The organism is Oharaeibacter diazotrophicus (genome assembly GCF_004362745.1).
Classification (GTDB): domain Bacteria; phylum Pseudomonadota; class Alphaproteobacteria; order Rhizobiales; family Pleomorphomonadaceae; genus Oharaeibacter; species Oharaeibacter diazotrophicus.
Map to the genome: position 1 here is coordinate 170,193 of NZ_SNXY01000006.1, position 22,301 is coordinate 192,493.

Annotated in this window: 20 protein-coding genes; 9 read left to right on the plus strand and 11 right to left on the minus strand. The window is 71.8% G+C overall.

What is annotated here, in order from left to right; translation table 11 throughout:
- Nucleotides 1–158: 158 nt before the first annotated feature.
- The gene (gene rhaS, locus EDD54_RS00935; protein ID WP_126537436.1) at nt 159–1,151 is read right to left on the minus strand and encodes a rhamnose ABC transporter substrate-binding protein; all 993 of its coding nucleotides are present in this window, start codon (nt 1,149–1,151) and stop codon (nt 159–161) included.
- A gap of 66 nt (nt 1,152–1,217) precedes the next feature.
- On the minus strand, nt 1,218–2,030 hold the full coding sequence (locus tag EDD54_RS00940; RefSeq protein ID WP_126537434.1) for a DeoR/GlpR family DNA-binding transcription regulator: 813 nt from the start codon (nt 2,028–2,030) through the stop codon (nt 1,218–1,220).
- A gap of 218 nt (nt 2,031–2,248) precedes the next feature.
- On the opposite strand from EDD54_RS00940, the gene EDD54_RS00945 reads away from it, so the two are divergent.
- A complete protein-coding gene (locus tag EDD54_RS00945; protein ID WP_126537432.1) occupies nt 2,249–4,342 on the plus strand; it encodes a bifunctional rhamnulose-1-phosphate aldolase/short-chain dehydrogenase in 2,094 nt (697 codons plus the stop codon).
- A gap of 16 nt (nt 4,343–4,358) precedes the next feature.
- Here EDD54_RS00945 and EDD54_RS00950 read toward each other — a convergent pair whose 3' ends face one another.
- Complete coding sequence (locus EDD54_RS00950; RefSeq protein ID WP_126537430.1) at nt 4,359–4,517, minus strand: YqaE/Pmp3 family membrane protein; 159 nt, start codon at nt 4,515–4,517, stop codon at nt 4,359–4,361.
- 104 nt (nt 4,518–4,621) lie between these two features.
- Between EDD54_RS00950 and rhaI the strand changes: the two genes are divergently transcribed.
- Nucleotides 4,622–5,911, plus strand: coding sequence for an L-rhamnose catabolism isomerase (gene rhaI / locus EDD54_RS00955; RefSeq protein ID WP_126537428.1), 1,290 nt, complete (start codon nt 4,622–4,624; stop codon nt 5,909–5,911).
- Between the two features lie 330 nt (nt 5,912–6,241).
- On the opposite strand, the gene EDD54_RS00960 is transcribed toward rhaI, so the two are convergent.
- Nucleotides 6,242–7,027 carry a helix-turn-helix transcriptional regulator gene (locus EDD54_RS00960; RefSeq protein ID WP_126537426.1) on the minus strand — a complete coding sequence of 262 codons (786 nt, stop codon included), beginning with the start codon at nt 7,025–7,027 and terminating at the stop codon, nt 6,242–6,244.
- A gap of 119 nt (nt 7,028–7,146) precedes the next feature.
- On the opposite strand from EDD54_RS00960, the gene EDD54_RS00965 reads away from it, so the two are divergent.
- From EDD54_RS00965 to EDD54_RS00995, 7 genes are all read left to right on the plus strand, one after another.
- A complete protein-coding gene (locus tag EDD54_RS00965) occupies nt 7,147–8,499 on the plus strand; it encodes a glutamine synthetase family protein (protein ID WP_207620308.1) in 1,353 nt (450 codons plus the stop codon).
- Nucleotides 8,500–8,594: 95 nt separating this feature from the next.
- A complete protein-coding gene (locus EDD54_RS00970; RefSeq protein WP_165644419.1) occupies nt 8,595–9,716 on the plus strand; it encodes an ABC transporter substrate-binding protein in 1,122 nt (373 codons plus the stop codon).
- A 106-nt stretch (nt 9,717–9,822) separates the two neighbouring features.
- Nucleotides 9,823–10,956 (plus strand): ABC transporter ATP-binding protein, encoded by a 1,134-nt coding sequence (locus EDD54_RS00975; protein WP_166653418.1) that lies wholly within the window; start codon nt 9,823–9,825, stop codon nt 10,954–10,956.
- Nucleotides 10,953–11,831 (plus strand): ABC transporter permease, encoded by an 879-nt coding sequence (locus tag EDD54_RS00980; RefSeq protein WP_126537419.1) that lies wholly within the window; start codon nt 10,953–10,955, stop codon nt 11,829–11,831. Before EDD54_RS00975 ends, EDD54_RS00980 begins: the two co-directional genes overlap by 4 nt.
- The gene (locus EDD54_RS00985) at nt 11,828–12,664 is read left to right on the plus strand and encodes an ABC transporter permease (RefSeq protein ID WP_126537417.1); all 837 of its coding nucleotides are present in this window, start codon (nt 11,828–11,830) and stop codon (nt 12,662–12,664) included. The genes EDD54_RS00980 and EDD54_RS00985 overlap by 4 nt, the downstream gene beginning before the upstream one ends.
- A gap of 89 nt (nt 12,665–12,753) precedes the next feature.
- On the plus strand, nt 12,754–14,265 hold the full coding sequence (locus EDD54_RS00990; protein ID WP_126537414.1) for a hypothetical protein: 1,512 nt from the start codon (nt 12,754–12,756) through the stop codon (nt 14,263–14,265).
- A gap of 73 nt (nt 14,266–14,338) precedes the next feature.
- Nucleotides 14,339–15,535, plus strand: coding sequence for a glycosyltransferase family 87 protein (locus EDD54_RS00995; protein ID WP_126537412.1), 1,197 nt, complete (start codon nt 14,339–14,341; stop codon nt 15,533–15,535).
- Here EDD54_RS00995 and EDD54_RS01000 read toward each other — a convergent pair.
- The 7 genes from EDD54_RS01000 to EDD54_RS01030 form a co-directional block, all read right to left on the minus strand.
- Complete coding sequence (locus EDD54_RS01000; protein ID WP_126537409.1) at nt 15,472–15,957, minus strand: CYTH domain-containing protein; 486 nt, start codon at nt 15,955–15,957, stop codon at nt 15,472–15,474. The genes EDD54_RS00995 and EDD54_RS01000 overlap by 64 nt on opposite strands.
- 10 nt (nt 15,958–15,967) lie before the next feature.
- Nucleotides 15,968–16,285: a hypothetical protein gene (locus EDD54_RS01005; RefSeq protein ID WP_126537407.1), complete on the minus strand. Its 318-nt coding sequence runs from the start codon at nt 16,283–16,285 to the stop codon at nt 15,968–15,970.
- A 164-nt stretch (nt 16,286–16,449) separates the two neighbouring features.
- Nucleotides 16,450–17,958 carry a M81 family metallopeptidase gene (locus tag EDD54_RS01010; RefSeq protein ID WP_126537405.1) on the minus strand — a complete coding sequence of 503 codons (1,509 nt, stop codon included), beginning with the start codon at nt 17,956–17,958 and terminating at the stop codon, nt 16,450–16,452.
- Complete coding sequence (locus EDD54_RS01015; RefSeq protein WP_126537403.1) at nt 17,955–18,923, minus strand: ABC transporter ATP-binding protein; 969 nt, start codon at nt 18,921–18,923, stop codon at nt 17,955–17,957. The genes EDD54_RS01010 and EDD54_RS01015 overlap by 4 nt, the downstream gene beginning before the upstream one ends.
- Nucleotides 18,916–19,875: an ABC transporter ATP-binding protein gene (locus tag EDD54_RS01020; RefSeq protein WP_126537401.1), complete on the minus strand. Its 960-nt coding sequence runs from the start codon at nt 19,873–19,875 to the stop codon at nt 18,916–18,918. The genes EDD54_RS01015 and EDD54_RS01020 overlap by 8 nt, the downstream gene beginning before the upstream one ends.
- 1 nt (nt 19,876) lies before the next feature.
- On the minus strand, nt 19,877–20,725 hold the full coding sequence (locus EDD54_RS01025; protein ID WP_126537399.1) for an ABC transporter permease: 849 nt from the start codon (nt 20,723–20,725) through the stop codon (nt 19,877–19,879).
- Entirely contained in the window at nt 20,722–21,648 is a 927-nt protein-coding gene (locus tag EDD54_RS01030) for an ABC transporter permease (protein WP_126537397.1), read from the minus strand. Before EDD54_RS01030 ends, EDD54_RS01025 begins: the two co-directional genes overlap by 4 nt.
- Nucleotides 21,649–22,301 lie beyond the last annotated feature (653 nt).

Below are 22,301 nucleotides of genomic sequence, written 5' to 3' on the forward strand. Positions count from 1 at the left end.
GGGCCTCGGCTGGAGCGGTGCGCCGCTCTCTCGTCGTGGTCTCGGGCGCCGCCGGACGGTGCGGCGGCGGGGCGCGCCGGCACGAGCGGCCGACGGGCGGATGCCGACGGCGCCGGACCTCGGGGGGCGGCGCCGTCGCGGATCGAGCGTTTCGCCGATCAGAAGATCTTGGCGAATTCCTCGACGTTGGAGGCGTCGTAGACGAACGGGTCGGCCATGGCGCCCTCGGCGTTGTCGTCGAGCTTCACCGTGCCCATCCGGCCCATCGGGATCTCGGCGCCCGGACCGGCCTTCGCCTTCCCGGTGGCGAGGTTGTAGGCGATCGTGGTGGCGGCGTAGCCGAGGTCGATCGGGTTCCAGATCGCGAAGGACTTCGAGGCGCCCGACTTGACATGGCCGGCCATCTCCGAGGGCAGGCCGAGGCCGGTGACGTTGATCTGGCCGGTCTTGCCGGCGTCGGTCACGGCCTGGGCGGCGGCGACGATGCCGACCGAGGTCGGCGCGATGATCGCCTTCAGGTTCGGGTACTTCTGGATCAGGCCCTGCGTCTCGCGGTAGGACTTGTCGGCGAGGTCGTCGCCGTAGACCGTGTCGACCAGCTTCACGTTCGGATAGTTCGGCAGCACCTTCTTCATCTCCTCGATCCAGGTGTTCTGGTTCGTGGAGGTGGCGGTGGCCGAGAGGATCGCGACCTCGCCCGGCTCGGTCAGGTTGTCGGCAGCCATCTTGACGCACATGTTGCCGATCAGCGCGTTGGACGACGGGTTGAGGTGCATGGCGCGGCCCTCGGTAGCGACGCCCGAATCCCACGAAATCACCGTGATGCCGCGCTCCTGCGCCTTCTTCAGCGCCGGGACGAGGGCGTCCTTGTCGTTGGCCGAGACCGCGATGGCGTTCACCTTCTGGGCGATCAGGGCGTTGATCACCTCGATCTGGCCTTCGGCGGTGGTGCTGGTCGGGCCGGTGTAGATGACCTCGACGTCGCCGAGTTCCTTGGCCGCTTCCTGGGCGCCCTTGTTGGCGGCCTCGAAGAAGCCGATGCCGAGCGCCTTGACCACCAGCGCGATCCTGACGGTCTCGGCCGAGGCGGTCGCGGTGGACAGCGCCAGCACGGCCGCCGTGGTGACGGCGAGTTTCTTCCAGAGCTTCATGGTTCTTCTCCTCCCGGTCGAACGCATCACCGCCGGCGCGCGCCGCCCCCTCCGGGGCGGCCTCCTTCACGCCACCGACGGGGATTCCCTGTGCCGGTCGGCGGCCGTGACCTCGGCCACCACCAGCGTCACGCCCGCGGCCTCGACCATCCGCCGCGCCTCGTCGGTGACGCCGTCGTCCGTGACGATCACGGAGACGCGGTCGAGGGGGCAGAGGATCAGGCTGGAACGGTTCTCGAACTTCGACGAGTCGACCAGCAGGATCGTCTCGTCGGCTTGGCGCATCAGTCGCTGCTCGGATTGGCTGATCAGGCTGTCCTGCTCCATGATGCCCGCCTTCGAGACGCCGCGGGCGCTCATGAACATGCGCCGGCCGTAGAAGTGGGCGATGCCGTCGTTGTCGAACGGCGACACGATCACGCCCTGCTCGCGGTAGACCGCGCCGGCCGGCAGGATCACCGAGCACTTGGAGTGCTTCACCAGATACTCGGCGATCGGGAACGAGTTGGTCAGCACCTGCATCCGGAGATGGGCGACGTGGTGCACCATCTGGAAGGTGGTGGTGCCGGCGTTGATGATGACGGCGTCGCCGTCGGCGCAGTACTTGGCCGCCTCGCGCGCCACCGCCCGCTTCTCGGCGGTGCGGACCGTCTCGTCGACACGGAACGGGCGCGCCGACAACGTACCGAACTGCGGCGGATGCACCGCCTCGGCACCGCCGCGCACCTTGCGCACCCGCCCCTGCAGCGCCAGAGCCGCGATGTCGCGCCGGATCGTCGCCTCGGACGCGCCGGTCAGCTCGACGATGTCGGGCACCGTCGCGACCGGGCGTTCCTGCACGGCGGCGAGGATGATGCGGTGGCGTTCACGTTCGTGCATGGGCTTCCCCTCGGAGCCGCATCAAAACGATTGAAACGACCGGTGTCAATCAGATTCGATCATGACTGGTCATTGTGCGCTGCAATATGATCGAAAATGATTGGAAGCGATTGACAGTCGCCGGGCCGGTCTGGGATATGTCGGCGCCATGGGAAGAGGTCCGCCGCCGCGCCGTGTGCGCCCGGCGGACGGGATGCCGCGACGACGAGGAGGCGCCGATGGCCGACGTGAAGCTCCTGGACAACCGCTGGGACGAGGCCCACGCCGCGACGCTCGACGAGCCCGGCCGGCTGCTCTACCGCTCCAACCTGCTCGGCGCCGACAAGCGCATCACCAACTACGGCGGCGGCAACACCTCCGCCAAGGTGGTGCACCGCGACCCGCTGACCGGCGAGGACGTCACCGTGCTCTGGGTCAAGGGCTCGGGCGGCGACGTCGGATCGATGAAGCGCGACGGCTTCGCCACGCTCTACATGGACAAGCTCGAGCGGCTGCGTTCGATCTATCGCGGCCCCGACCACGAGGACGAGATGGTGGGCTACCTGCCCCACTGCACCTTCGACCTCAACCCGCGCGCCGCCTCGATCGACACGCCGCTGCACGCCTACCTGCCCTACGCCCACGTCGACCACATGCACCCCGACGCGGTGATCGCGATCGCCGCGACGCGGAACTCCAAGGCACTGACCGCCGAGATCTTCGGCGACGAGATCGGCTGGCTGCCCTGGCGCCGCCCGGGCTTCGAACTCGGTCTGATGCTCTCGACCTTCGCCCGCGACAACCCGCGGGCGAAGGGCGTGGTGCTGGAGAGCCACGGCCTGTTCACCTGGGGCGACGACGCCCGGGGCTGCTACGAGACCACCCTCAGGATCATCAACAAGGCGATCGCGTATTTCGCCGAGAAGACCGCCGGCCGCACCGTCTTCGGCGGCGCCGCGGTGGCGACGCTGGAGCCGGAGGCGCGCCGCGCCGTCGCCGCCCGGCTGATGTCGGAGATCCGCGCCCGCATCTCGGCCGGCGAGCGCAAGCTCGGCCATTTCGACGACCAGCCGGCGGTGCTGGAGTTCGTGGGGTCCGCCGACCTCAGGGCACTCGCCGCGCTCGGCACCTCGTGCCCCGACCACTTCCTGCGCACCAAGATCCGCCCGCTCGTGCTCGACTTCGACCCGGCGACGGGCGACGTCGAGGCGGTGGTCGCCGGCCTCGACGCCGCGATCGCGGCCTACCGCGACGACTACCGCGCCTATTACGAGCGCTGCCGCCACGCCGATTCGCCGGCCGTGCGCGACCCCAACGCGGTGATCTACCTCGTGCCGGGCGTCGGCATGCTCTCCTTCGCCCGCGACAAGGCGACGGCGCGCATCGCCGGCGAGTTCTACGTCAACGCGATCAACGTGATGCGCGGGGCGTCGACGGTCGACACCTACGTCGGACTGCCCGAGCAGGAGGCCTTCGACATCGAGTACTGGCTGCTCGAGGAGGCCAAGCTGCAGCGGATGCCGAAGCCGAAGTCGCTCGCCGGCCGCATCGCCTTCGTCACCGGCGGCGCCGGCGGCATCGGTCGGGCGGTCGCCGGCAAGCTCCTGTCGGAGGGTGCCTGCGTCGTGCTCGCCGACATCGACGACGCCGCGCTCGAGACGGCGCGCGCCGACTTCGCCAAGGGCTTCGGCGCCGACGTCGTCCGCGCGGTGCGCCTGGACGTCACCGACGAGGCGGCCGTGGCGGCGGGCTTCGCGGCGACGGCGGTGGAGTTCGGCGGCCTCGACATCCTGGTCTCCAACGCCGGCATCTCGTCGTCGGCGCCGATCGAGGAGACGCCGCTCGCCATGTGGGACCGCAACATGGACATCCTCGCCAAGGGCTATTTCCTGGTGAGCCGGGAGGCGTTTCGCCTGTTCCGCCGTCAGCGGCTCGGCGGCGCGGTGGTCTTCGTCGCCTCCAAGAACGGTCTCGCCGCCTCGCCCAACGCGGCGGCCTACTGCACCGCCAAGGCGGCCGAGATCCATCTCGCCCGCTGCCTCGCCCTCGAGGGCGCCGACGCCGGCATCCGCGTCAACGTGGTCAACCCGGACGCGGTGCTGCGCGGCTCCAAGATCTGGACCGGCGAATGGCGCGAGCAGCGCGCCGCCGCCTACGCGCTCGCCCCGGACGATCTCGAGGAGCACTACCGCAAGCGTTCGATGCTGAAGCGCAGCGTGTTCCCCGAGGACATCGCCGAGGCGGTCTACTTCCTCGCGAGCGACCTCTCCGCCAAGAGCACCGGCAACATCGTCAACGTCGACGCCGGCAACAAGGAGAGCTTCACGCGCTGACGGGGCCGTCGGACGCTCAGCGCCGCAGGATGACCCAGATCGCGTGGACGATGCCCGGGATGTAGCCGAGCAGCGTCAGGAGGATGTTGAGCCAGAACTGCAGCCCCAGGCCGACCTGGAGGAAGACGCCGACGGGCGGCAGGAAGATGGCGAGCAGGATGCGGACGACGTCCATGGGGGATCCTTCGGTTGATCGACGTGGCGCCGGGTGAACGCGGCGCCGCCCGGAAGGATCCCGCCCGCGCCGTCGCCGCCGACGAGGAAACGGGAGGATCGACCATGTCCGAACTGCCGATCGCGGCCGAACTGATCGCCGCCGACAACGACCGCCGGGCGAGCGCCCACGCCGCCGACTACGAGGCGCTCGGCGCCCGCCTCGCCCGCGCGGGCGTCTCGATCGAGACGCTGACGCAGAGGGTCGGCGCCTTCGGCGTCGCGATCCCGTCCTGGGGCGTCGGCACCGGCGGCACCCGCTTCGCCCGCTTCCCCGGCCGCGGCGAGCCGCGCGGCATCTTCGAGAAGCTCGACGACTGCGCGGTAATCCAGCAACTCGGCCGGGCCACGCCGACGGTGTCGCTGCACATCCCCTGGGACGCCGCCGACCCGACCGAACTCCGGGCGAAGGCGGCCGCCCTCGGTCTCGGCTTCGACGCCATGAACTCCAACACCTTCCAGGACCAGCCGGGCCAGCCGCTGTCCTATCGCTTCGGCTCGCTCAGCCACACCGACCCGGCCGTGCGCGCCCAGGCCGTCGCGCACAATCTCGAGTGCGTCGAGATCGGCCGGGCGATCGGATCCAAGGCCCTGACGGTGTGGATCGGCGACGGCTCGAACTTCCCCGGCCAGAGCCACTTCCGCCGCGCCTTCGAGCGCTATCTCGCCGCCATGGCCGAGATCTACGCCGGCCTGCCGGACGACTGGTCGCTCTACGTCGAGCACAAGATGTTCGAGCCGGCGTTCTATTCCACCGTGATCCAGGATTGGGGCACCAACTACCTCGCGGTGACCGCGCTCGGTCCCAAGGCCAAGTGCCTCGTCGACCTCGGCCATCACGCGCCCAACACCAACATCGAGATGATCGTCTCCCGGCTGATCCAGTTCGGCCGGCTCGGCGGCTTCCACTTCAACGATTCCAAATACGGCGACGACGATCTCGACACCGGCTCGGTCGACCCTTTCCGCCTGTTCCTCGTCTTCAACGAACTGGTCGACGCCGAGACCGCCGACCCGGCCTTCCGGCCGGCGCACATGATCGACCAGTCGCACAACGTCACCGACCCGATCGAGAGCCTGATCCGTTCGGCGGACGAGATCCGCCGCGCCTACGCCAAGGCGCTCCTGGTCGACCGCGCCGCCCTCGACGCCGCCCAGGACGCCAACGACGCCCTCCTCGCGTCCGAGACGCTCAAGGCGGCGTTCCGGCTGGACGTCGATCCGATCCTCGCCGAGGCGAGACGCCGCGCCGGCGGCGCGATCGATCCGATCGCGGCCTATCGCGCGAGCGGATATCGGGACAAGGTCGCGGCGCAGCGGCCGGCCGCGCAGGCGAGCGGCGGCGGGATCGTGTGAAGGGGGAGGGGCGGTAGGGAGTGGGCAGTAGGTAGTAGGCAGTAGGCAGTAGGGTTTCGGCAGTCGGCAGTCGGCAGTCGGCAGTCGGGCTTGGGACTTCGGCAGCCGGGCACCGGCAGCCACGTCTCCTCATCCTCGACGGCTTCCCTCCCCCCTTGTGGGGGAGGGTCAGGGAGAGGGGTATGCGGCGGTTCCGCCGCCGCGTCGGCTCGAGCGGGGGGACCCCCCTCTCCAACTCTCCCCCACAAGGGGGGAGAGGGCGGGGCGGGGCTCCGTGCGAACTGGGACGGGCCATCGCCGACCTCGACCGCCACCCTGTCCGCCCCCTGCTCAGCCCTCCGCCGGCGTCAGGAACATCGCGAACAGGGCGGCCTGGCTGGAGACTGCGAGCTTCTGGTAGATGTTCTTGCGGTGGATCTTCACCGTGCCCTCGGCGATGCGCAGGCGGGTCGCGATCGATCGGGTGGAGTGACCTTTCAGGATCAGCCAGGTGATCTCGGCCTCGCGCGGGGTGAGGATGCCGCGGGTGCGGCGGGCGATGGTCTCGCCGACGGCGTCGCGGCCGAGGGCCGACGGCGTCGTGCCCGGGGCGGCGGGGCGGGTCCAGTGGCGCTCGGCGAGGGCGCGGACGACCGGGTGGGCGGCGCGGATGGCGACGAGGTCCTGGCGGCCGAAGGCCGGGGCGGTGCCGGGCCGGGTCAGGCTGACCACCACGCCGGTCCAGCCGACCGGGCGGACGACGTGGCCGACCTCGTCGCGGATGCCGGTCCGCACGTAGTGTCGGCGCCAGTATTCGGAATTGTGGAACTGGTCGGGCGCCATGTCGCGCAGCCGGCGCACGCCCTCGACCTGCGGGTCGGTCGCGGCGGTGTAGAACGGGTCGAGCACGTAGGGGCCGGCGGCGTAGGCGTGGATCACGGTGGCGGCGCGGGTCTCGTCCATGTTGTGGTGCAGGCAGACCGGCGTCGCCGCGCCGGCGTAGGCGAACACCATCAGGATGTCGAAGTCGACCAGCGTCGCCATCGCCGCCTCGAGCCGGCGCGGAAAGGCGGGCGTGCCGACCGCCTCGACCGCCGCCGCCACCGCCGTGTTCCACGCCGCGAAACCACGCTCCACGCGAAGGACTCCCGCCCGCCGTCCGCGCCGGGCAGGCCGACCCGCGCCCGACGCCTATCCCTAGCGGGATATTTCCAGGCCGTCACGGCGGGGCCTAACCTGATCCTCCACGGATCCAGATGAGCACCATGCCCGAGAACGCCTACGCCGAAGCCGACCTCGCCTCCAGGCTCGCCGCGATCGGCGCCCGCACCGTCCACGTCGGCGTGGTCGACCCCGAGGGCGAGTTCCGCGACAAGCAGGTCTCGGCCGACAAGGCGCTGAAGCTCGGCGCCAAGGGCTATCCCTTCTGCGAGGTGCTCTACTTCTGGGACATCGCCGAGGCGACCTTCCGCGACGCCGCCTTCGTCGACCGTCCCGCGGCGCTGATGCCCGAGACCGTGCGCCGCTACCCCTTCGCCGACGACGCCGCCGTGGTGATCGCCGACTTCACCGGCGACTTCGGCCGCCGCTCGCCGCGCAACCTCTGCGCCCGCCTGATCGCCGAGGCCGCCGACCTCGGCTTCGACGTGCTGTCGGCCTTCGAGTTCGAGTTCTTCCTGTTCGCCGAGACCGCCGAGACCATGCGCGCCAAGAACTGGCGCGACCTCTCCTTCTTCGCCCAGGGCAACCGGACCTATTCGCTGCAGACCGCCGCGCTGCACGGCGGGTTGATCGACGGCCTGGTCTCGACCATGGACACGCTCGGCATCGCCCTCGACGCGGTCCACACCGAACTCGGGCCGGGCTGCCTCGAGGCGCCGCTGACCTACGCCGTCGGCATGAAGGCGCCCGACGACGCCGTGCTGTTCAAGAATTTCGCGCGGGCCTATTTCGCCCGCCAGGGCCTGACCGCCGGCTTCATGTCGAAGCTGTCGCCGTCGCTGTCCGGCCAGTCCGGCCATCTGCACGTCTCGCTGCGCGACCGCGCCGGCAACCCGGCCTTCGCCGATCCCGCGGCGCCCGACGGGCTCGGCCGAACCGCGCGCCACTTCGTCGGCGGCCTCGTGAAGCTGATGCCGGAGCTGCTGGTGCTGTGCGCCTCCACCGTCAACGCCTACAAGCGGCTGGTGCCGGGGGCGTGGGCGCCGACGGCGGCGAACTGGGGCGTGCAGAACCGCACCGCCGCGGTCCGCGTCATCAACGACGAGCCGGCGGCGACGCGCGTCGAGTTCCGCGTGCCCTCGGCCGACACCAACCCCTACCTCGCCCTCGCGCTCTGCCTCGGCGCCGGCCTCCACGGCATCCGCAACGAGATCGAGCCGCCGCCGGGCAGCGCCGAGAACTTCTACGCCGCGACGCCGGCGCCGGAGGCCGTGTTCCCGCGCGACCTCGGCGCCGCCGCCGACCGGCTCGCGGCCAGTGCCGCCGCGCGCGCCATCTTCGGCGCCGACTTCGTCGACGGCTACGTCGAGGGCCGGCGCGTCGAATACGACGCCTACCAGCGTCACGTCAGCGAATGGGAGCTCCGACGGTATCTCGGCATCGTCTGATGCCGGGCGCGCGACGATCCGGCTCCGGCCGGGGCGTCGCGACACCCGCACGAGCCCGAAGTGGTCCGAAACAACGACAAAGGGGAACCGGAACCATGCGTCAGACCCGCCTCGACCGCCGCACCGTCCTGAAGGGGATGGGCGGCCTCGGCCTCGCCGCCACCGGCGGCCTCGCCCTCGGCCCGACCGCCGCCCGTGCGACGGAGAGCATCGGCTACATGTGCTGGGAGGGCTACAATTCGCCCTCGATCGTCGAGCCGTTCCAGAAGGCCCACGACGTCTCCATCTCGATCGACCTGATCACCGACAGCGCCGGCGGTTTCGCCAAGCTGGCGGCGGGCGCCTCCAAGGACTTCGACCTCGTCTCCTCGGACAGCCCGTGGATCCAGCGCATGGGCCCGGCCGGCTTCTGCCGCTTCCTCGACGACGCCGACTTCGCCGAGCAGTACGCCGAGTTCTACCCGCAGTTCCGCGCGCCCTTCGGCCCGCTGCAGTTCGAGGGCAAGGCGACCGGCCTGCCGACGCGCTGGGGCTGGGTCGGGCCGACCGTCAACACCAAGTTCGATTCGCTCGACACCTGGAAGAGCTACGCCCCGGTGTTCGACGCCGCCTACCGCGACAAGATCTGCCTCCTGGACTGGGGCGACTGGCCGATCATGCCGCTGGCGCTCTACGCCGGCGTCAACCCCTACGAGGAGCTCGACCAGGCCGCCCTCGACGAGGTCCGCAAGGTGCTGCGCGCGGCCTTCAAGAACACCCGCGCCATCGTCGCCGACCTCGCGGTGGCGCAGAAGGGCCTGATCGACGGCTCGTTCCGCGCCCTGATCGGCGGCGGCACCTACTGCACCTCGTCGCTGCGACTCAAGGGCCACGACTACATCCAGTCGATCGTGCCGGAGCCGAAGGGCGGGCTGAAGCAGGGCATCATCTGGATGGAGGCGACCGGCCTCGTCGAGAACGGCCGCGACGGCAAGGCCGCCGCCGAGTTTCTGAAGTACATCGTCTCGCCGGAAGTCGCCAAGCAGCTCGCCATCACCGAGGCGACCTGCAACCTCGTGCCGAACGCCAAGGCCGAGGCGCTGTTCTCGGACGCCGAGAAGACCGCCCTGCAGATGGACTACATGTGGACCGCCTGGGACAACAGCCAGTTCCACACCGTGGCGCCGAACATCGACGACATGCTGGCGATCTGGCAGGAAGAGCTGGCCGCCCGCTGATCGCGGCCGGACATCCGAGACGGACGGACCCGTGCGCTCCAGGCAGGAGCGCGCGGGCCTTCGTCCGTATCACGACCAGGGACGATCACGAGGGGACGGGCGAACGGTGGCGACGGGCGACAACGATGCCGCGGGCGGCGGCACGGCGATCATCGATGCCACCGGCATCGTGAAGGACTACGGCCACGCGCGGGCGCTGCACGGCGTGTCGCTGACGGTGGCGGCCGGCGAGTTCGTGGCGCTGGTCGGCCCGTCCGGCTGCGGCAAGACCACGCTGCTCAAGATCCTCGCCGGCTTCGAGGAAGCGACCGCGGGCCGGCTGACCATCCAGGGCCGCGACATGCACGGCGTGCCGGCCGCGGCGCGGCCGACGCGGATGGTGTTCCAGAAGCTGGCGCTGTTCCCGCACAAGACCGTCGGCGACAACATCGGCTTCCCCCTGAAGTTGCAGAAGGTTGCCAAGGCCGACGCGACGGCCCGCGTCGCGGCGATGGCCGACCTGATGCACCTGAAGCCGGAGTATCTCGGCCGCTGGCCGGCCCAGCTTTCCGGCGGCGAGCAGCAGCGCGTCGCGCTCGCCCGGGCGCTGGTGTCGCAGCCGAGCGTGCTGCTGCTCGACGAGCCGATGAGCGCGCTCGACGCCAAGCTTAAGAAGTCGCTCCAGGCGGAACTGAAGAAGCTGCACCGCGAGCTCGGCACCAGCTTCGTGCTGGTCACCCACGACCTCGAGGAGGCGATGATGCTGGCCGACCGCATCTGCGTGATGCGCGCCGGCCGCGTCGTCCAGATCGGCACGCCGGCCGACATCTACTATCGCCCGGTCGACACCTTCGTCGCCGGCTTCATCGGCGAGACCAACTTCCTGCCGGTGACCGCGACGGCGGCGGCCGGCGGCGGATTTTCCGTGACGTCGCCGCTCGCCCGCGGCGGCGCGGCGACGATCGCCGCCGAACGCGCGGCGCCGGGCGCGGGTGCCGGACGAGCGGCGCTGCTGGTCCGGCCCGAGACGATCGGCTTCGTCACCGGCGAGCCGGCGCCGGGTCGCTGGGTGCTCGACGGCGAGGTCGAGGAGTATTTCGTCAAGGGTGCCTCGACCCAGTACCGCGTCCGCGTCGCCGGCCTCCAGGCCGCACTGGTGATGGACCTGCCGGGCTCGCTCGAACTGCCCGCCGAGGTCGGCGCCAAGGTGGCGGTCGGCTTCGATCCGGCCGGCGCCTACCTGCTTCCGGAGGCGCCATGACCCCCGAGGCGAAGTCCTGGCGCGATCCGGTGCTGGTGGCGACGGTGGCTCCGCTCGCCCTGATCATGGCCGTGTTCTTCCTGGTGCCGCTGGCGATGACCGCGGTGCTGACCTTCCAGACGACGCAGTATTATCGGCTGGTCTGGAGCTGGGATCTCAAGATCTGGACCGAGGTCTTCTCCAAACCGCACTACTGGACGATCATGGCGCGCACGCTCGTCATGGCGTTGGTCTGCGTCGTGGTCACGCTCGCGCTCGCCTATCCCGCCGCTTACGCGCTGGCGACGCGGCTGAAGGCTTGGAACACCCAGGTGCAGATCCTGATCGTGTTCGCCTTCCTGACCGACGCGGTGTTGAAGACCTTCGGCTGGATCCTGGTGCTCGACAAGTCCGGCGTCGCCAACTGGGCGCTCGACAAGGTCGGCTTCGGGCCGGAGGCGATGGACCTGCTGTTCACGCCGACCGGGACCATGATCGGCATGGTCTACAATCTCGTGGTCTACCCGATGTTCACGATCTACCTGTCGCTGGTCCGGATCGACCGCGACCTGGTGCTCGCCGCCTACGACGCCGGCGCCTCGCGCCTGCGCGCCTTCGTCGAGGTGACGCTGCCCTTGTCGCGGCCGGGGCTCTACGCCGGAGCCGTGCTGGTGTTCGTGCTCTCGCTCGGCGCCTTCCTCGAGCCGAAGGTGCTCGGCGGCGGCACCGCGCCTCTCGCCTCCGAGCTGATCCGCCAGAGCTTCGAAACGCGGGTGAACTGGCCGCTCGGGGCGGCGCTGACGATCCTCCTGATCGCGATCGGCGCCCTGGTGCTGGCGCTCGGCGCCGCCGTGGCGATGCGCCGGCCGGGCCGGACCGGGAGGGCGCCGGCATGATCTCCCGCCACGCCCGCAACGCCCTGGTCGACGCCGCGCTGGTCGGCTCTGTCGCCCTGCTGCTGGTGTTCTTCTACGTGCCGATCGTCACGCTGGTGGCGTTCTCCTTCACCTCGAGCCGGGTGCTGACGCTGCCGATCGAGGGGTTCTCGCTGGAATGGTACGGCGAACTCGTCCGCAAGCCGGACTTCTGGCCGGCGGTGACCAACTCGGCGCTGGTCGCCGCGATCTCCACCGTGTTCGCGACCGTCCTCGGCACCGCAGGCGCGATCGCCTGGATCCGCTTCCGCTTCCGCTTCCAGAACGCCTTCCGCGCCGTAACCTTCGCGCCGCTGTTGTTCCCTCAGCTGCTGCTCGGCGTGGTGATGCTGTTGTGGTTCTCGGTGCTCGGCAACTGGCTCGGCTTCTCGACCGGCCTCGCAACGGTGATCGTCGGCCACGTCGTCTACGTCACGCCCTTCGCGCTGGTGATCGTCGCGGTGCAGGTGTACGGATTCGATGCCTCGCTCGAGGACGCCGCCCGCGACGCCGGCGCCACCGGCTGGGAGGTCTTCCGCGAAGTGACCTTTCCGCTGCTCTGGCCGGGCGTGTTCTCGGCTGCGAGCTTCTCGTTCCTCCTGTCCTGGGGGAACTTCTACGTCTCCTATTCGCTCGCCGGCTCGGCGCGGACGCTGCCGGTGTTCGTCTACAGCGGCATCGCGGTCGGCTCCTCGCCGATCTACCCCGCGCTCGCCACGCTCAACTTCGTGCCGGCGCTCGCGCTCGTCGCCGTCGCCGAAGTGATGCGCCGCCGCGCCCTCAAGCGCCAGCGCCTGCCGACCGCGGAGGGGTGACGGGCGGAGCAATGGGGCTCGGAAGCGCGCCTTGTTCCGTCCGTGCCATTCGTGGAAGGTGCCCCGAAGGGCCGGCAGGGGCGGGGGCCATGGGCGTGACGGCGGTGGGGACGGGACGGGAGGGCGCGCGCCGGGTGCTGGAGGCGGCGCTGGTGCTCGCGATCGTCGCGACCTTCGTGACGGTGGGCTGGACCAGCCCAGGCTACGACGACGAGTTCTACAACGTGATGGCGATCGCCCGCACCAACGGCCTCGCCGATCTCGCGCGGCACATCCTGGCGGTCGACGTCCATCCGCCTGGCAGTTATCTCGCGAACGCGGTGCTGTTCGACCTGACGGGCTCGTGGGCGGCGGTCAGGGCGCTGACCGGGGCGGTGCTGGCGGCGAGCCTCGTGCCGTTCCTGCGGGCGGCGACGGCCGGCCGGCCCGGGCTGTTCGTGCCGGTGGCGATCGTGGTCGGCCTGCATCCGACGCTGGCGATGTGGGGTCCGAGCCTGCGCTGGACCGGGCCCTTCACCGCGCTGCTCCTGACGGCGCTGACGCTGATCCTGCGCGATCCCGCGCGGCCGGCGCTGTTCTGGGGCGTGTTGGCGGCACTGCTCGCCGCGATGGCGCACGTCAATTACGAGACCCTCCTCTTCGGCCCGGCGCTGCTTGGGCTCGCCGTCCACGTGCGCTGCGACCGGCTCGGCGCGGAATGGCGGACCGCGGCGGCGGCGCTCGCGGTCGCGGTCGCGGCCTGCCTGCCGCTGGCGCTCGCCGCGGCACCGACGCTGCTCGGACGGCGAGGCGGGCAGACCGGGACGATCCTCGCGAGCCTCGCCGGCGCGGGGCAGGGCTTCCTCGTCAACGCCGGGCTGTTCCCGCTCTCGGCCGCGGGGCTCGCGAATGTCGCGGCGGTGGCGGGGCTCGGCGGTTTGGTGCTTGCGGGTGGATGGCGCAAGCTGTCGCGCGAACCACTGGCGATGTTCTGGCTCGGCGCGACGGCGCTGCTGATCGTCACCGGCCTGGCGGCGAAGCCCCGCAACGCGACGCCGCTGATCCCGGTGCTGTTCGCCCTCCTGGTGATCCTGCCGCTGGAGGGACCGCGGCGCCGGCTGGCGGCCGGGCTGCTGGTGGTCCTCACGGCCTGCCAGGGTCTCGGCCTCGCGCACGTGCTGCTCCACCTCGACACGGCGAAGGGCTCGTGGAACCTGCCGGTGCCGGCGGTTCTGGAGGCGGTGCGCGAACGGGCGCGCACCTGCCCCGGCCGGCTCCACGTGGCGGTCCACGACGTGGTGCTGGCCAATCTGCTGGCGGCGGAACCCGGCCTTTCGATCGCGAGCCCCTACACGACGCCGACCGGCGGCGCGGCCGCGGGCGACTGCCTCGTCGCGCTCGCGACCTTCCGCGGCAGCCTCGGCCGGCCGCGGCTCGCCGCGATGCTCGCCAGCCTGCCGGCGACGCCCGTGGCCGAGACGCGGTTCGGGCCAGACCCCCACGCGGCGATCAAGCGCCGCTTCGACCCGGACGTGCCCGACGTCGCCGTGCGGCTGCTGGACTTCGGCAGCCTCGCCGAACCGGTCGACCTCGCGCCGTGGCAGCGGCGCGGACCGCCGTGACCGCGGGCCCGACGTTGACCGGACGCGGGCGGCCGCCTATGCGGGGCGCGATCTCGGGACGGGGAACTCGGCCGTGACGGTGCGTTGGCGGATGGTCGCGGCGGTTCTGCTGGCTGTCGCGGCGGTGGTCTCGACGGTGCGCGGGCTCCAGGTCGGCCTCGCCATGGGCACCGATCTGCAGTGGAGCCCGGCGAGGGTCTTCCTGTCGGGGCGCGATCCCTACGCGCTCTGGCTCGGCGGCGATCCGTCCGACGAGATCATCCTGAAGCAGGTGCCGAATTATCTGCACGTGCTCTACGTCGCGATGGCGCCGCTGGCGGCCATGGACTTCGTGTCCGCCCGGGCGGTGTGGGCGTTCGGGAACCTCGTGCTCGGGGTGGGACTGGTGCTGGTGCTGGCGCGGCGATTCGGGCTCGACGGCGCGCGCACGGCGCTGCTGCTCGGCCTGTTCATGGCCGGCACGCCGTTCCGCATCGGCCTCGAACTCGGCCAGACCGCGCTCGTCGCCATGGCGTTCCTGATCCTGCCGTTCCTCGGCCCGCCCTTTCCCGGACGGCGCGGCGCCTTCGCCCTGCAGGGAATGGGATACGCCAAGTACAGCTTCGCGCCGCCGTTCCTGCTCTACGGCCTCCTGCGTCACGGCCCGGTGGCGCTCGCCGGCCTGATCGTGCCGGCAGCCGGTTTCGCGGTCTTCTGCTGGTGGACCGGGACGTCGCCCTTCGTGGCGGCGCTGGAACCGCTGACGGTGGCCGGTCGCAACCTGGGCGTGACGACGGCCGACTTCATGGCGGTGGCGCAGCGGCTGTTCGGGAGACACACGGTCGTGTCGGGCACGCTCGCGCTGGCGCTCTGCGCCGTGCTCGTCCACGCGGCCGCCCGTCATCCGGACGAGGAACTGCACCTGCCGCTGGTCGCGCTGATCTCGCTCGCCTGCTTCAAGCACCACGTCTACGACTACGCGATACTGCTGCCGGTGCTCGCCTACGCTCTGCGGCCGGGCGAGGTGGCCGGCCGCCTGCCGATCCTGCTCGTGACGGCCTGGTTCTGGTTGGGGCGACAGGCCGTGGAGATGAGCACGGCCCCCTGGGGATATGCCGGCGCCGCGCGGCGGTGGATGGTGATCCCCGGGTTCGTCGTGCTCGTCGCGCTGATCGTCCACCTGCTCCGGACCGACGCCGCGGGGCGCCGGGTCCGGTGGCCGGGGTTTCAGGGCCGCCAGAAGGCGGTCGCCGGGTCGAGCGCGGCGCGCAGCAGCGCGGCCGAGCCGTAACGGCGGTCGTGGGTGATCTCGGCGCCGACCCAGGACGGCCGCTCGAAGAAGCGGTCCTCGTGGTCGAGCTCGATCTCGGCGACGACGAGGCCGGCGAGCTCGGCCTCGAACACGTCGACGGACCAGAGGTCCGGGCCGTTCGGCACCATGTGGCGGGTCTTGCGGATCAGCGGGCCGATGCTGCGGCGGGCGAGCAGTTCGTCGGCATCCGCGAGCGGGATGTCGTACTCGAACTCGTCGCGCGAGATGCCGTGCTTGGGGCCCTTGAGGGTGAGTACGGCGCGGGCGTCGTAGCGGCGCACCCGCACCTTGTTGGAGCCCTCGGCCGCGATGAGGCCGTCGACGAAGCGGTCGGCGGACGCGACCGCGTCGCGCCACCCTTCGCCGACGACCAGGAACTTGCGTTCGATCTCGATCGCCATGGCCGGAGCCTCAGACGGCCGCGACCTCCGCGCCGGATCCTTCGGCGGACTTGGCCTTGTCCTTGCGGCGGGCCTTCTTCGCCTTGACCGGCTCCTCGGCCGCGGCCTCTTCGACCACGACCGTCTCGACGACGACCGCCGATTCGGCGACCGCCGCCGGAGCCGCCGCGGCCTCTTCGGCCCGGCGCAGCACGGCCACCGCCGCCGCCGCGCCCGCCTCGAGCGCCGCCGCCCAGGCTTCGCGGACCAGCGGCGAGGCGAGCATCGCCTCGACCAGCTCGGCGGACGGCGCCGCCGCGTGCTTGTGCTTCTTCGAACCCTTGCCCATGTCGGCCTCCGTCACGGAAATGTCATATGGAAGCCTGTCTGGCGGTCGGCCTTGTCACAATCAAGCAGTGCCTCGCGAATGGGCACGGGGATGAACGATTCCTCCCCATCCGCGTGGAACGGACCGTTCCACGGGGGTGATCCGGACGCGTCGCCGCCGCGTCGTCAGGCGGGCATCTCGTCGCGGTCGAGCGGCCAGAGCGGCCGCGGTGCCTTGACGTAGGGCCGCCGGGCCGCCTGCGGAGTGGCGAGGGCGCCGCTGTCGCAGACGACGACGGTGCTGGCGATCGGCTCGAAGGCGGCGCGGAAGTGCTGCATCGACTTCAGGGCGAGCACCTTGCGGCGGGTCGGGTCGATGCCGAAGGCGGCGAGCTGCTGGCGGTCGAGCATCTGCTCGGCCTCGGTGACGACCAGGATGTCGATGCCGCCGACGCGGAACACCGCGGTCGGCCCGAGATTGCCGTGGATGCCGCCGAGGATCGGGCCGTCGCCGAGATAGACGCCGTCGGAGAGGTGGCGGATCCGGCCGGTGAGGATCAGCGGACCGCCGCCGAAGGACGGGTCGTTCTTGCCGCCGATCGCCACGGTCACGACGTCGCCGACCGCGTGCCGGTGCAGGAGGGCGGCGGCCTCCGGGTCGATCACGGGGGCGAAGACGGCGTCCTCGAGCCGGGCGTCGATCATCGCCTCCAAGAGCGCGGTGGCGTCGCCATAGGCGCCGGCGCCGGGATTGTCGGCGTAGTCGGCGATGACGAAGGGGCCTTCGGCGGTGTCGGCGTCGCGCGCCCGCGCCGCCGCGGCCTCCACGGTGAGGAAGTCGTTGGCGACCTCGAATCGGCCGGCCCAGATCCGGTCGGCGAGGCCCTCGGCGATGGCGCGGGCGCGCTCGGCGGCGCCGGGCACGGCGGTGTCGTGGGTGACGAGCACGGTCGGGCCGACGATCGCGGTGTCGGCCTCGGCGAAGCCTGCGTTGATCGAGACGGCGAGGATGCCGGGCTCGGCCTCGTGGGCGCGGGCGTCGGCATAGAGCGCGGCGGTGACCGGCACGTCGGTGCGCCCGGCGTTGGCCTCCTCGAGCATCGGACGGTGGGCGCGGAGCGTGCGCGGCTTCGCCGTGCCGCGCATCGCCGCGTCGAGGATGCGGCCGGCGTGGCGGCCGGTCTCGCGCATGTCGACGTGCGGATAGGTCTTGTAGGAGACGAAGGCGTCGCCGTGCGCCATCATCGCCGGCGAGGCCATGGCGTGGAGGTCGAGCGTCACGGCGATCGGCAGGTCCGGGCCGACGACGGCGCGCAGCCGCACCAGTAGCTCGCCCTCGCCGTCGTCGGAGAAGGTGGTGACCATCGAGCCGTGCAGGCCGAGCAGGATGCCGTCGATCTCGTCCTTCAGCCGGCTCGCCGCCGACACGATCAGCCCGGCGATGTGGTCGAACGCCTCGCGCGAGACCGGCGCGCCCGGCGTGGCGTGGGCGCTGACCACGTGGGTCACGGTCCAGCCGGCCTCGCGGCCGGCGTCGAGGAAGCCGGCGATCTCGGTGTTGGCGTCGCCGAGCTCGGCGATCGCCGCGTCGCCCTCCTTCAGGATGTTGACCTCGAAGGCGCGCAGGTCGGTGACGCCCTTCTTGAAGGTGTTGCTCTCGTGGATGAACTCGGCGGTGAGCACGTGGAAGGTCATCGGGGGGCGTCCGTGTCGAGGGGGAAGTGGCAGGCGACGGCGTGGCCGTCGGGCGCGGCGGCGAGCGCCGGCGGCACGGCGCGGCAGCGCTCGGCGGCGCGCGGGCAGCGCGCGGCGAAGGCGCAGCCGGCCGGCAGGGCATAGGGCGAGGGGATCTCGCCCGTGAGCGCGGTCAGCGTCCGCCGCTTCGCCGGATCGGGCGGGAAGGAGCTGTCCATCAGCGCGCGGGTGTAGGGATGGCGCGGCGCGGTCCCGGCGGTCGGCAGCACCTCGACGACGGCGCCGAGATACATCACCACGATGCGCGAGCAGAAGTAGCGCACCAGTCCGAGGTCGTGGGAGATGAAGAGATAGGTCAGCCCCATCTCGCGGCGCAGCCGCTCGAGCAGCGCCACGATCTGCGCCTGGATCGAGACGTCGAGCGAGGCGGTCGGCTCGTCGAGGACGACGAGGTCCGGGTGGAGCGCGAGCGCCCGCGCGATGCCGGCGCGCTGCCGCTGGCCGCCGGAGAGCTGGTGCGGATAGGCGGTCGCGAGGCCGCGCGGCAGGCCGACGGCGTCGAGCAGCTCGTCGATCCGGCCGGCGGGGACGGCGAGACCCTGGGCGCGGAACGGCTCGGCGAGCACGTCGGCGAGGCGCCAGCGCGGGTCGAGGCTGGAATAGGGATCCTGGAACACCATCGCCATCTTGCGGCGGACGGCGCGCAGCGCCCGCGGCGCCAGGGCGCCGAGGTCGGTGCCCTCGAAGGCGACGGTGCCGGCGCTCGGCTCGACGAGGCGCAGCACCAGCCGGGCGAGAGTGGACTTGCCGCAGCCGGATTCGCCGACGACGCCGACGATCTCGCCGCGCCGGATCTCGAGCGAGACGTCGTTGACCGCGGTCATGGCGCGTGCCTTGCGGCCGAAGCCGGCGGGCGTCTCGAAGCGGCGGGTCAGGCCGCGGATCGCGACCAGCGGCTCAGCCATGGTCGGCCTCCGCGGGATTGTGGCAGGCGAGCCGGCCGCCGGCGTCCGGCAGCAGCGGGGGCACGGTGACGGCGCAGGCCGCGAGGGCGCGCGGGCAGCGCGGGTGGAAGCGGCAGCCGGCCGGATAGCGCGAGGCCACCGGCACCGCGCCGGGAATGCCGGCGAGGGCGCCCGGCGCCATCCCCTCGCGCGGGATGCAGTCGATCAGGGCGCGGGTGTAGGGGTGGCGCGGCGCGGCGAACAGCGGGCGCACCGTGCGCGCCTCCGCGAGCCGGCCGGCGTAGAGCACGGCGACGTCGTCGCAGACCTGCGCGACCACGCCCATGTCGTGGGTGATCAGCACGAGGCCGAGGCCGCGCTCGGCGACGAGGGCGGCGAGGAGCTGGACGATCTGGGCCTGGACGGTGACGTCGAGCGCCGTGGTCGGCTCGTCGGCGACGATCAGGTCCGGGTCGCCGGCGAGCGCCATGGCGATCACCACGCGCTGCTTCATGCCGCCGGAGAGCTGGTGCGGATAGGCCTCGCAGACGGCGGCGGCGTCGGGGATGCGCATCCGCGTCAGGAGGTCGACCGTGCGCGCCCGGGCGGCGCGGCGGTCGAGCCCGAGGTGCAGGCGCGAGACGATGTCGACCTGCTCGCCGATGCGGTGGACCGGGTCGAGCGCCGTCATCGGGTTCTGGGTGACGAAGCCGATGCGGCGGCCGTGCAGGCGGCGCAGCGCCGGCTCGGGCAGGCCGACGAGGTCGGTGCCGTCGAACACGACGCGGCCGGCGGTGACCGCGCCGCCGACCAGCGGCAGGAGGCCGGTGACGGCGAGGGCGGTCAGCGACTTGCCGGACCCGCTCTCGCCGACGATGCCGAGGATGCGGCCGCGCTCGACCGTGAAGCCGACGCCCTCGACGGCGTCGATGCCGCCGATGCGGATGGAGAGGTTCTCGACCGCGAGCAGCATGTCAGGCCATCCTCGGGCGCGAGCGGACGTCCATCGCCCGGACCAGGGCGTCGCCGAACAGGTTGATGGCGACGACGGTGATCGCGACGGCGAGGCCGGGGAACAGGATGATGCCGGGCGCCTTGAACAGCTGCGCCGTACCCGACGACATCATCGAGCCCCAACTCGGCGTCGGCGGCTGGGCGCCGAGGCCGAAGTAGCCGAGGGTGGCCTCGAGGATGATGGCGTCGCCGGTGGCGAGCATGCCGGCCACCAGCACCGGCGTCAGCGTGTTCGGCACCAGGTGGCGCATCAGGATGAAGCCGTCGGAGCCGCCGAGGCTGCGGGCGGCCTCGACGAAGGTCTCCGACTTCAGCGCCATGATCTGGCCGCGGGCGAGGCGGGCGAACTGGGCGAGATAGGCGACGCCGATCGCCGCCAGCGTGCCGGTGACGCCCGGCCCGACGATCGCGACCAGGATCAGCGCGATCAGGATCTCGGGGAAGGACCACGTCAGGTCGACCGTGACGGTGACCGCCCGGTCGAAGCGGCCGCCGAAATAGCCGGCGGCGGCGCCGAGGATCATGCCGACCGTGACCGACACGCCGATCGCCACCGCCGAGACGCTGAGCGAGGTGCGCGCGCCGTAGAGCAGGCGGGTCAGGAGGTCGCGGCCGAACTCGTCGGTGCCGAGCCAGTGGGCGGCCTCGGGGCCGCGGAAGGCCTGCGACAGCGCCTGGGCGTCGTAGGCGTAGGGCGACACGAGCGGCGCGAACACCGCACCCGCGACCACCGCGACCAGCCAACCGGCCGACAGCGCGCCCTTCGGCGTCGACAGGGCCGCGGCGAGGGTGGAGAGCGCCTCCCTCACGACAGCGCCGCCCGGACCCGGGGGTCCATCGCCGCCTGGACGAGGTCGCCGGCGAGCGTGCCGAGCATCACCGCGACGGCGAGCATCAGGAGGCAGGCCTGGACGACCGGATAGTCGTGCTGGTTCAGCGCCTTGATCAACGTGGTGCCGAGGCCCGGGCGGGCGAACACCACCTCGACGGTGACCGAGCCGCCGAGGATCCAGCCGATCCGGAGCGCGAGGATGGTGACGACCGGGATCATGGCGTGGCGCAGCACGTGGGCGAAGCGGATGCGGGCGGGCGACAGGCCCTTGGCGTGGAGCAGCATGACGAAGTCGCGGGTACCGGCCTCGATCATGGCGACGCGGGTGACGCGGGCGACCAGCGCCGTGCCGCCGAGCCCGACGGTGAGCACCGGCAGCACGAGGCTCGACCAGGTGCGCGCGCCGGAGACCGGGAACCAGCCGAGCGAGACCGAGAAGATCAGGATCAGGATCAGCCCGAGCCAGAAGCCGGGCAGGGTGGAGCCGAGGAGCACGCCGGCCATGATCGCCTGATCCGGCCAGCGGTCGCGGAAGCGGGCGGCGAGGATGCCGAGCCCGATGCCGACCACGGTGGAGAACAGGATCGCGAGGCCGCCGAGCGTCAGCGAATGCGGCAGCGCCTGCGCCACGATCTCGGCGACCGGCCGCCGCCCGACGATGGCGGTGCCGAGGTCGCCGGTCAGCACCTTGCCGAGCCAGATCGCGTATTGCACCGGCAGCGGCCGGTCGAGCCCGTAGCGCGCCTCGATCGCGGCGCGGTCGGAGGCGGACGAGCCGACCTTCATCAGGTTGTCGACCGGGTCGCCCGGGATCAGGTGGATGATCAGGAAGATCACCACGGAGACGGCCAGGAAGACCGGTATCAGCGCCGCCAGACGGCGGATGGTGTAGGCGAGCATCGCCGCGGGGTCCGTGGCTGGCGGGACGGGGGTGGGGGCAGGGCACGGGAGCGCCTTGCCCGGGATCGTGCGGGTGCCGGATCGCGCGACGGCGCGCCGCCGGCCGGTGTTCGGACGCGGCCGACGCCGCCACCCATCCTTCCCCTCAGGGGAAGGTGGCCGGCCGGCAGGCCGGTCGGAAGGGGTCGCGGTTCCGTCTTCCGTTCGGCATGGCGTTCCTCCGGCGAGCGCGGCGATCGACGCCCGGCCCGACCCCTTCCGCCGCGCTCCGCTCGGCACCTTCCCCTGAGGGGAAGGATGAAGAGGAGCGTGGGGCCGGCCGTTGTTCCCAAGCCCGACACGGGGAGGGGCGGTGGAGCGAGGCGTCGGCCACTTCTACCCTCCCCCTCGTGGGGAGGGTCCGAGCGGAGCGAGGGGGTGGGGTGGCGCCGAGGTGTCGGCGTCGCGCCTCACGCCCGGCGACCCTCCCCGGCGCTCCACTGACCCTCCCGCGAGGGGAGGGTCAGTGGAGCGCGGGGCCGGCCACTCCTACCCTCCCCCTCGTGGGGAGGATCCGAGCGGAGCGAGGGGGTGGGGTGGCGCCGACGTTTTGCCGTCGCGCCCCACGCCCGGCGACCCTCCCCGGCGCTCCGCGCCGACCCTCCCACGAGGGG

What these genes read in the sequence shown, in the direction of transcription:
- rhaS (WP_126537436.1), bottom strand. Translation starts at nt 1,151, where the DNA reads ATGAAGCTCTGGAAGAAACTCGCCGTCACCACGGCGGCCGTGCTGGCG.
- EDD54_RS00940 (WP_126537434.1), bottom strand. Translation starts at nt 2,030, where the DNA reads ATGCACGAACGTGAACGCCACCGCATCATCCTCGCCGCCGTGCAGGAA.
- EDD54_RS00945 (WP_126537432.1), top strand. Translation starts at nt 2,249, where the DNA reads ATGGCCGACGTGAAGCTCCTGGACAACCGCTGGGACGAGGCCCACGCC.
- EDD54_RS00950 (WP_126537430.1), bottom strand. Translation starts at nt 4,517, where the DNA reads ATGGACGTCGTCCGCATCCTGCTCGCCATCTTCCTGCCGCCCGTCGGC.
- rhaI (WP_126537428.1), top strand. Translation starts at nt 4,622, where the DNA reads ATGTCCGAACTGCCGATCGCGGCCGAACTGATCGCCGCCGACAACGAC.
- EDD54_RS00965 (WP_207620308.1), top strand. Translation starts at nt 7,147, where the DNA reads ATGAGCACCATGCCCGAGAACGCCTACGCCGAAGCCGACCTCGCCTCC.
- EDD54_RS00970 (WP_165644419.1), top strand. Translation starts at nt 8,595, where the DNA reads ATGCGTCAGACCCGCCTCGACCGCCGCACCGTCCTGAAGGGGATGGGC.
- EDD54_RS00980 (WP_126537419.1), top strand. Translation starts at nt 10,953, where the DNA reads ATGACCCCCGAGGCGAAGTCCTGGCGCGATCCGGTGCTGGTGGCGACG.
- EDD54_RS00985 (WP_126537417.1), top strand. Translation starts at nt 11,828, where the DNA reads ATGATCTCCCGCCACGCCCGCAACGCCCTGGTCGACGCCGCGCTGGTC.
- EDD54_RS00990 (WP_126537414.1), top strand. Translation starts at nt 12,754, where the DNA reads ATGGGCGTGACGGCGGTGGGGACGGGACGGGAGGGCGCGCGCCGGGTG.
- EDD54_RS01000 (WP_126537409.1), bottom strand. Translation starts at nt 15,957, where the DNA reads ATGGCGATCGAGATCGAACGCAAGTTCCTGGTCGTCGGCGAAGGGTGG.
- EDD54_RS01005 (WP_126537407.1), bottom strand. Translation starts at nt 16,285, where the DNA reads ATGGGCAAGGGTTCGAAGAAGCACAAGCACGCGGCGGCGCCGTCCGCC.
- EDD54_RS01010 (WP_126537405.1), bottom strand. Translation starts at nt 17,958, where the DNA reads ATGACCTTCCACGTGCTCACCGCCGAGTTCATCCACGAGAGCAACACC.
- EDD54_RS01015 (WP_126537403.1), bottom strand. Translation starts at nt 18,923, where the DNA reads ATGGCTGAGCCGCTGGTCGCGATCCGCGGCCTGACCCGCCGCTTCGAG.
- EDD54_RS01020 (WP_126537401.1), bottom strand. Translation starts at nt 19,875, where the DNA reads ATGCTGCTCGCGGTCGAGAACCTCTCCATCCGCATCGGCGGCATCGAC.
- EDD54_RS01030 (WP_126537397.1), bottom strand. Translation starts at nt 21,648, where the DNA reads ATGCTCGCCTACACCATCCGCCGTCTGGCGGCGCTGATACCGGTCTTC.